This window comes from Atribacteraceae bacterium (assembly GCA_035477455.1).
In the GTDB taxonomy this organism is placed as follows: domain Bacteria; phylum Atribacterota; class Atribacteria; order Atribacterales; family Atribacteraceae; genus DATIKP01.
On the sequence record DATIKP010000068.1, the window covers coordinates 1 to 3,830 of the forward strand.

The following is a 3,830-nucleotide window of genomic DNA, read 5'->3' on the forward strand; positions in this document are numbered from 1 at the left end:
CCCGAAGGGGCCGGGGCCATTGGCGTGGCCCACTCCCTTTCCTTAAGCCTGTTGAGGACTTCCGCGACGATAGTGTCGATCAATCGCCGTTGATCCATCGGTTGTGACGCCCCCTCTTTCAGATGCGATCATTTTATACCCGAACCAGGTTCCCGCCTCTACCCAAACGAGACTCAAACCCGGTATTTATCATCTGGTAGCACTGGTAGTGAGGAGCGAGGAGAAAAGCGCCTGATCCTCTTGCCTTTGAGAAGGCGGGGGAGAACCAGGCGGTCCGGAACATATCCACTGTTTATAACGAGTACTCTCTCGCCTTCTCTCGGATGAACTTGACCCCTTCTCCCATGATCGCTTCCCGGCTGGGAGCGATAGGCCGCCAAATCGAGGTGGCCACCGGGATGTCTTCCATGGGTTCGAAGAAACTTTCAATAACCAACCAGCCGTGGTAGTCGATCTCCGCAAGGGCCCGAAAGGCTTCGTCCCAGTTGACGTGTCCGGAACCGGGGATTCCCCGGTCGTTTTCCGAGCAGTGGAGCAGAAAGAGGTGGGCGCCGGCGGTTTTGATGGGGTCGTAAAAGTTTTTCTCATCGATGTTCATGTGGTAGGTGTCCAGATGAACGCCGATATTGTCCCGGCCGATTTCCTCGACCAGCTTGACTCCGTCTTCGGCCACGTTCAAAAAATAGGTTTCGTACCGGTTGAGACATTCCAGACCAATGCGGACCTTTTTATCCCGGGCATAGTCGGCAATCTCCCGCAGCAGTGTCACGGCCCGGTTCCATTCCTCCCCGGTGCGGGCCCGGCCGAGATCGGCCATTCCAAAGGTGCCGTAGTGCGGTCCCACCATGAATTCCGCCCCGAGACCGGCGGTGATGTCAAGGTACTTGCGGAGCATATCCATACCCCGCCGGCGTTTCTCCGGATCATCGTCGATCAGGTTGTCAGGTCGGCCCAGCCCTCCACAGGTAGTGCAGTCCAGGTCCAGTCGGTCCAATTCCCGGCGGGCTCGGTCGATCAGGGGCTGGTCCACCCGCCCGGCGTGGGCCAGGGGGATCTCCACTCCGTCAAAGCCCAGGTCCTTCACTTTGGAAAAGAGGGTGATAGTCTCGTCACTCAGATGCGAGGTCCATACCTGGAGATTGCAACCAAACTTGGCCATGGGTGTTCCTCCTTTATAAATATATGGTAGAAGAGTGAAAGGGTTCAAAGCCTTTTAGGTGAACTCCCGGTCGAGATATTGATATGGCGCTAAAATAAATTACTCTTATTGTGGACGGAGTTTCCTTTAATCTCCTTGCCAGTGACAACAACTTCTGATAACCTATGAATAGGGCAAAATGTTACTGATGTTGCGCCTATTCAGTGCAGAACGTCTCTGACCCATCATTCATTTCATAATACAACTATTTCGACGATTGCTGAACACCCTACTCAAAAAAAACCAGATGTGTCTGTTCGGTATTCGATTTTTTAGAGGTTGCGATCTTCCTGATATAATGGCTGTTGAACGCCCTCTCTTATCCCCGATAGAGGATCCGGGTTGTCACCTTTCTCCTCTTGGGGGAGGGGATCTGATGATCTTTAGATTCCGGCTGGTTAAGGAATTTATCGTCAAAGAGGTCGGGAACAAATAGTGACAAACAAACAGAGAATCAATAATAAATGGCCAGTATTGGAATCACGGCGTGTCCATATCACTCTGGCGGTGGTTTTGTCTTTCTTGGCGGGGAATGTCAACAGCCTGACCACCATTTCGCTACTTTTTGAGAGATCTTCCCATGTAACCGGCAGGATAGCGGATATAGGGATTAATTTCGTATTGATGCCTATCGACGCGTTGTTCATGGTTTTAATCTGGATATCCTTCGTGATTGGTTCGTACTTGGCCGGGATATTGCTGGATCGCGTGGGCTTCACCCTAAGCATGGTCTTTCAGTCCATATATATATTACTGGTAGCTATGGTGGTAGGCATGGGCGTTTCGTCTGATACGCCCTATGACTATGGGTTAGACAAGGCGGTGATGGCCTTGCTGCTTCCGCTTTCCATGGGATTTCAAAATTCACTCACTTCTCAGCTTTTGCTGGAAAGAACCACTCACTGGACCGGGGATTCCACCGATTTAGGGATCGCCTTGGCCAAGGGTTCCCACTCTAAAGCAATGTCTTTATGTTTAAAGATATTCGCATTTATCATCGGAGCGGCAATAATGGCATATCTAATAGGGATTAGAAAAATGTTGCCCTTTTACGGGTTGTTGATGATATCGGTAGCCTTGATGATAACCACTTTTGTAGGCCATAGGCTGAACAGGAAGTTTGTGTCAGGATAGCCGCAAAGACTATCTATATTTCCCAGATTGTCAATAAGCAAGAAGTGAACCAATGGCTGGAGTCCCTTCTTTTTCTTGGGGTCAGGCACCATGAACCCCTTATTGTTTCAAAGCCGGACAGTCTTTCCCATTTTTGAACCAGTGGCACCTATGGCATTCAAGACATGGGTTCACATCTTGTCCTGACCGTGCTTTATTTGCCCATTCAGGGTCAGTCAGCAATCCTCTGCCCACGGCGGTAAAATCCGCCCTGCCATTGTCCAGCAGATATAATGCCTGGCTCGCAGTACGTATGCCATTCACCACAATTACCGGGACATTGACGGTTTTTCGTATTTCTGTCCCGCAGTACACAATCCAATTATACGGAAAACCATCCGGTACCGGTGGAGCCGTATCATCAGAAAAACCGGAAGAAACATGGAGAATATCTACCCCGCATGCTTCAAGAGTTCGGCCAATGTTCAAACCGTCATCAAGTGAAGGCTCGTTCCCACCCATCCGGTACCCGATGATAAAATGGTCTCCCACCCTACTCCTGATGCCTTGCACAATCTCGCACGCCAGCCTCATTCTGGCATTGATGCTTCCTCCGTACCCGTCTTTGCGATGATTGAGCACAGAAGAGGCGAACTGGCTTAACAGATATCCATGCACGCCATGTATTTCCACACCATCCAAGCCGGCTTCGTGTATTCTTTCAGCGGAACGGATAAATTCTTCCCTCGTCCGGTCTATTTCTTCAAGGGTCATGGTTCGGGCACTGGTGTTGCTGTTTCGATATTCGAAAGGTGATATGGCATCGTTTGAGATATTTTTTGGCGTTTTCAGCCCTGCGTGGTTCAATTGGGCAATGACCACTGCACCATGATCATGGCACTTCTCAGCAATTGCCTTCAATCCTTCCTTATGACCGTCAGACCATATTCCCAGCTGGGTATTGACTAAACGTCCTTCCGGTTTCACAGTGAGCGCTTCAATAATAATAAGGCCTGTACCACCCCTCGCCCTTGCTTCATAGTGCCTGACATGATCTTCTGTCACAAGCCCGTCACTCCCTGACCATCCAAAACAAACCATGGGCGGCATCACTATCCTGTTTTTTATGCTGAAATTCCTCAAGGTGTATTCTGAAAACAACTTACTCGTGTCCAAACGTTTTTCATCCATAATCACAGCCCCTTTCTCCTCTGTAAATACTTTGTATATGCGTTGATGCGTTGATGCGTGTATGCGGGAAAACCCTGTGGAGAAAGGTTTTCCGACTCATTGTATCGGTTTTTCCCTGCCTCACGGCCTGACAGCCTATGGCCGCATACCCTGTATTGCTCATTCCTTGGCGCCCTCGGCGGGCCGAGGGGGGGTGGCTTCTCAGATGGTTTCAATCCACGCCTCCGCGCGGGGGGCGACTCGGCTTACCGGTCTGGTGGACTTGGGTGGTGAGTTTCAATCCACGCCCCCGCGCGGGGGGCGACTGCGGAGGCCATAGAGCTTTTCC

3 protein-coding genes are annotated in these 3,830 nt (G+C 50.7%); 1 reads left to right on the forward strand and 2 read right to left on the reverse strand.

The features are described from left to right. Positions 1–292: 292 nt before the first annotated feature. Positions 293–1,159 (reverse strand): sugar phosphate isomerase/epimerase, encoded by an 867-nt coding sequence (locus VLH40_04090; GenBank protein ID HSV31188.1) that lies wholly within the window; start codon positions 1,157–1,159, stop codon positions 293–295. A 513-nt stretch (positions 1,160–1,672) separates the two neighbouring features. On the opposite strand from VLH40_04090, the gene VLH40_04095 reads away from it, so the two are divergent. Next, positions 1,673–2,332, forward strand: coding sequence for a YoaK family protein (locus VLH40_04095; protein HSV31189.1), 660 nt, complete (start codon positions 1,673–1,675; stop codon positions 2,330–2,332). A gap of 99 nt (positions 2,333–2,431) precedes the next feature. On the opposite strand, the gene VLH40_04100 is transcribed toward VLH40_04095, so the two are convergent. Next, on the reverse strand, positions 2,432–3,502 hold the full coding sequence (locus VLH40_04100) for an NADH:flavin oxidoreductase (GenBank protein HSV31190.1): 1,071 nt from the start codon (positions 3,500–3,502) through the stop codon (positions 2,432–2,434). Between the last annotated feature and the right edge of the window lie 328 nt (positions 3,503–3,830).

Bases quoted from the DNA above. Each gene is read 5' to 3' on its own strand.
- VLH40_04100 (HSV31190.1), bottom strand. From the start codon at position 3,502: ATGGATGAAAAACGTTTGGACACGAGTAAGTTGTTTTCAGAATACACC.
- VLH40_04090 (HSV31188.1), bottom strand. From the start codon at position 1,159: ATGGCCAAGTTTGGTTGCAATCTCCAGGTATGGACCTCGCATCTGAGT.